General features: G+C 33.0%; 5 protein-coding genes. 2 read left to right on the forward strand and 3 right to left on the reverse strand.

The window, feature by feature from the left end; translation table 11 throughout:
• Positions 1-801: 801 nt before the first annotated feature.
• Together AC1DSL_RS15950 and AC1DSL_RS15955 are read right to left on the reverse strand one after the other, a co-directional pair.
• Positions 802-1683, reverse strand: a complete 882-nt coding sequence (locus AC1DSL_RS15950) for a GNAT family N-acetyltransferase (RefSeq protein WP_477532939.1) — start codon at positions 1681-1683, stop codon at positions 802-804.
• Between the two features lie 270 nt (positions 1684-1953).
• Positions 1954-2214 (reverse strand): TetR/AcrR family transcriptional regulator, encoded by a 261-nt coding sequence (locus AC1DSL_RS15955; RefSeq protein ID WP_477532940.1) that lies wholly within the window; start codon positions 2212-2214, stop codon positions 1954-1956.
• 262 nt (positions 2215-2476) lie between these two features.
• On the opposite strand from AC1DSL_RS15955, the gene AC1DSL_RS15960 reads away from it, so the two are divergent.
• Entirely contained in the window at positions 2477-2620 is a 144-nt protein-coding gene (locus AC1DSL_RS15960; RefSeq protein ID WP_419961802.1) for a hypothetical protein, read from the forward strand.
• A 45-nt stretch (positions 2621-2665) separates the two neighbouring features.
• Here the strand turns inward: AC1DSL_RS15960 and AC1DSL_RS15965 are convergent, their stop codons facing one another.
• Positions 2666-3424 carry an NAD-dependent epimerase/dehydratase family protein gene (locus tag AC1DSL_RS15965; protein WP_002014092.1) on the reverse strand — a complete coding sequence of 253 codons (759 nt, stop codon included), beginning with the start codon at positions 3422-3424 and terminating at the stop codon, positions 2666-2668.
• A gap of 142 nt (positions 3425-3566) precedes the next feature.
• Between AC1DSL_RS15965 and AC1DSL_RS15970 the strand changes: the two genes are divergently transcribed.
• Positions 3567-4454: a LysR family transcriptional regulator gene (locus AC1DSL_RS15970; protein ID WP_477532941.1), complete on the forward strand. Its 888-nt coding sequence runs from the start codon at positions 3567-3569 to the stop codon at positions 4452-4454.
• The last annotated feature ends 276 nt before the right edge of the window (positions 4455-4730 follow it).

Genomic DNA, 4730 nt, shown 5'->3' on the forward strand with positions numbered 1-4730 from the left:
GATCGTTGCTGCTGACTCGTATATATCCGAATTTTTTGTTATCCAGTTATTTACTCCTCATTTTGGTTTGCCTACTATAGTTCTAGCAACAGTGTGCGATAAAGTGTGTGTAAAATAGAGGACGTTCGAAAATGGTTTTTATAGTTTTGCGAACTATAAAAACCATAAATTATGAGCAAATTAAAACAGTTCGTAAAAGTGTACTTTTACGAACGAGTGTTGTTACATAGCCGTTTATCATTAAACTACCAATATGAAAAATATTCATAATTCTAATTGGGTATAAGATAAATATGAGATTGTGAAGATTTTCACTTAAACTAACGGGGCAGTTTAGTTGAACAAGAGAAATGAAAATTCCATTCATTTTTATGTCGCATTAGACACAAAAAGCGACATAAAAAAGAAAAGGACCAGATTAGTCAATTAATAGTTTCCGAACAAAGGTACTTCCTTTTTTGATTGCAAATTGTGTACCAACAATGATATTGGAGAACATCGAGAGGTAGAAAAAGCTGTTTTTGATTTTTCGGCAGTTAGCTTAGAAGATGTAGAAGCATTTGATTATAATGAGCAAATAGTTCTTTACGATTAATGGGTGTTCTTCCAATTTACGGAGGCTTCATCCAAGGTTTATTCGCGAGAATGTTCATGCTAGTATTCATGTGGAAATAGAAACATATATAGTTTCCGAGTAGCATTAACTCATCTTTTACAGGAAGATAACAAGGTAATAACTTCAAAATAATTAACTTAAAAATACAGGTACCGCCAATTTATAGCGATAGCTGTATTTTTAAGTTAATCCATAAATTGTTTTGTCATAAATACTTGTGAAATATCAGTATTTTTAAATCCATTATTTTTTAAAAACGGGAGGACATTTTTCATTTTGTCTTCCAAATTATAAGTATTTCTTTTAATAGAACGATTAAAATGAAGCCCTTCCTGTAGTGCAGCTTGAATAGCGAGTATTCCATCTGTATGTTCATTGTTAGTAAAAGCTTGAAATAATGTGACACCTTCAGCTTCATTACCAAATTGTTGTTTTGCTCTTACTAAACAAGCAGCAAGCACTTCACTATCCTTCATTGCAATAATTGCCTCTCCACCGGCCTTTGGTGTAATAGAAGGATCTACTTGCCATGGTACTAAAGCTGGGAAAATACTTGAGTTTACTGCTTGCAGTGCAGGTATTCTTTTCAATTCAAATTCACTAGCAATTTTTTCATCATAGCTTAATACACCTTCTGCCTCTAAAAAATGCAGCGTATCAATTACTTTATACCCAACCTTCTCATATAGTTTTATAGCTGGTTGATTAATTGACAGAGCCTCTAATGTAGCTATATTTACTTTTTGCTGATTTAACAGGTCAAGAGCCTTTTCAATTAGGATTGTTCCTAGTTTCTTTCCTCTGTATTCTGGAATAATTCCAGTACCACCATTCCAAGCAATCTTCTCACCATTTACTTCCCGAATGCCTTGTAATACAAATCCTATTGGTCTATCCTCATCAAACATAACAACAGACATTGCTACTGATAGATTATCATTTCCAAAACGAGCTATAAAAGAATCCAATGGCATCTTCATCGGAGTAAAATATCCTTCAAACCCACTTGTAAAAAGTTCGTGTGCTTCCTTAAAGGTTAAATGCTCCATTGTCTTAAATGTAATCATTTCATAACACCCCTTGTTAAAAAAGTAGTATACATTTCTTTAGATGACTTCACTATTTCCGAAAAAGGAAATGCTGGTTGCAAAATAGAACCATGAAAAAGAATTCAATCAATCATACCCCCAAAAAAATTTGCAGCATGGGAAGTATTTAATTCTTTATTTAATTCTTTTGAGATCTCTCCACACTCTTGACCATCTTGTAAAATGGTATTTAAAAAATGGTAAAATAGCCCACTATGAATCTCATATTTTTTTCGATTCTCTGCTCTGCTACCAGAAGTCCAATGCTAGTTGATTTCTTACATTGTTTAATTTTGGCTCTTTTAACCACTCATCTGAAGTATACATATCAAAAAGCACATTCACTTTTTCTGTAGTAGAGTAAAGCGTAGAAAATTTATTTTTCAGCTTTTGAATCATCTCATCTTCCTGTTGCTGTAGCGTATGATCGTATACTTCTTCTTTACTTTTAAAATAATGATAAATTGCACCTTTAATTTTACCACATGCTCTTTTAATGACTACATTCATTGAAAATATCCTTTCTATGGCTCTTATTATTATTGGAGGCTGGGTGCAATAATCAGTATAGGTTTAAGTGTGCTTCCCGTAAGGGAGCGACAGTCATTGGTGCACAAGCTTATAAAAATCAACATAAATTTGAACAGAAATCTACGGTAGAGAGTAACTGTTTAATGGGTATCAAGGAGTGCTTACTCAACTTACGGGTGCTTTAGCAGAACAGGGCTTGGTTTTACCCCTTTAGATATGATTGTCTAAAGGGGTGTTTATTATGTTGAAAAGGAAAAGAACATCTGTGGAACATAGAGTTGTTCCACAAATGAGAATGAAGAATAGTGTGCTTTATTTGGGGAAATTGGAATATTTATTGATTATAGAAACTGTAGCTATTGAAAATGGAACAAATAAAAGCTAAATAACAATAATATAATCTCTTTTCTAGATATGCATTTATCAATAATCAAGAATCAAAGAACTTAATACCACTTAGTACAAAAGCATCAGAACTTGGGCTATAACCAACTAACTTTCTTGTTCCTTCAATATCAATTCGTTTAAACCTGTTGTTAGAAACACCATGTAAAATTGAAAATGGAGGTAAGTTCTTTGCCGTCATCGACTTTAAGAGAAGGTCCATAAAATCTTCTGGGCTTAAGTATGCACTCATATCTCTAGCCGTTAGTGGTTTACCATATGGATTATAATCATCATATGCACCTATACGAATAGCAAGACTTTGTAACCCTTCTTCATAAGCAAAATAAGAAGCAACAGCCTCTGCAAAACACTTACTTACCCCGTACATATTTTTGGGTCTCGTGGGGGAATAAGCATGTGGTTGATAATCCAAAGGATAGCCTTCAATTGTTTGAGCACTTGAAGCAACTATTACTTTGGATACATTATTATCACTAGCAGCTCTAAAAATATTATAGGTTCCCTTTATATGATTTTCTAATAAGGAGCCATAAAAATCAGCATTTGGTGAAGGATTACCTGCCAAGTGTATAACTATATCTATACCTTTCGTAAATTCTTGACAAGCAGCTAAATCAGAAACATCTAAATATATGATTTCATGATTTGTATCTTTAAAAGTTTCTAAAGCAGATAAGTTAATATCTGCTAGCCGTAACTGGTAATTCCCTTGCTTATCTAGGAACCTTGTAACATCTTGGCCAATCTTACCTGCAGCACCTGTAACTAAAATTTTTTGCATTTCACTTCATCCTTCCATGAAAAATACATCCCTTATTAAGGGTCATATAATAAAGCATGCACTAATTATAAGTTTGTTATGGCATTAAATAAAACGAAGAAATATAATGGGGACATGAATAAAACTCATAAGGAGGACCATAGTGACTTTAATAAAATATGAAATATTTAACAAAGTGGCAGAACTCAATAGTTTTACAAAAGCTGCAGAAGTGTTAGGTTTCACCCAATCTGCTGTAAGTCATGCAATTAGAAGTTTGGAAAAAGAGTTTTCCTTTCCTTTATTTATTCGCAATCACTCTACTTTTACATTGACCAAAAATGCAGAGGAGCTTTTAATTACCGTTCGGCAAATTTTATACTATAACAACATTCTGAAGCAGGAAGTAGCCGCTATCAATGGGTTCCAAAAAGGAATAGTAAGAGTGGGGGTTTTTTCGAGTATTTCTAAAAACTGGATTCCTGGTATTCTTAAAAAAATGGAGGAAATGTTTCCAAATATTGAAATCGAATTACTGGAAGGAAACTATGCTGAGGTTGAGAACTGGTTACAAAACGGGAGATTAGATTGTGGATTTATTAATAATGATACTTACTTTGAATCATTTGAAAAATCCTTTGAAATCGTACAATTGAAGAGGGATCGACTTTTATGTGTTGTATCTAACCAATCCCAATTATGTAAGGAAAACCAAGTATCAATGCAACAAATAGAAAATGTGCCTTTTATTATGCCAACATATCAGTGTTATGATGATATTCAAAAAATATTTAAGGAGAATAAAGTTAGCCCCAATATTCGATTCGAAAATATGAATGAATACTCGGTGATCTCCATGGTGGAGAATAATCTAGGAATTAGTATATTGCCAGAAATGATTATACCGAAATCAAAAATTTCTTTTACAGCCATTCCACTTAAAAGTGATAGCTATCGAACTATTGGATTAGCTATAAGAAAACCAACCTCACCCGCGACTAAGAAATTTTCTGAGATTACTAAAAGGTGGCTATCATTTGAATCAATTTAAGTTTTCCAAAATCTGGGCTATTTAAATTAAAATGGTTCTTCTTGAACTAACGGAGGCATTAGTTTAAGATCATCGGGTTACTTAGGCATCACTTTTTTCTCGTACAACTAAAAGGGCAGCGTTCCTGTAATGAATAAAATTAATTATGTAAAATCAAMAAAGTTTGTGAAAAAACGTACTTAAACTAACGGGTGCTTTAGTTTAACAAGTTAAGCCAACATTTAGTCGGCTTTTTTGTGGCACATCAGGAAAATAAAGTGCAGCAAATGCTTATAG

The organism is Paenisporosarcina sp. P4_D4, assembly GCF_056401835.1.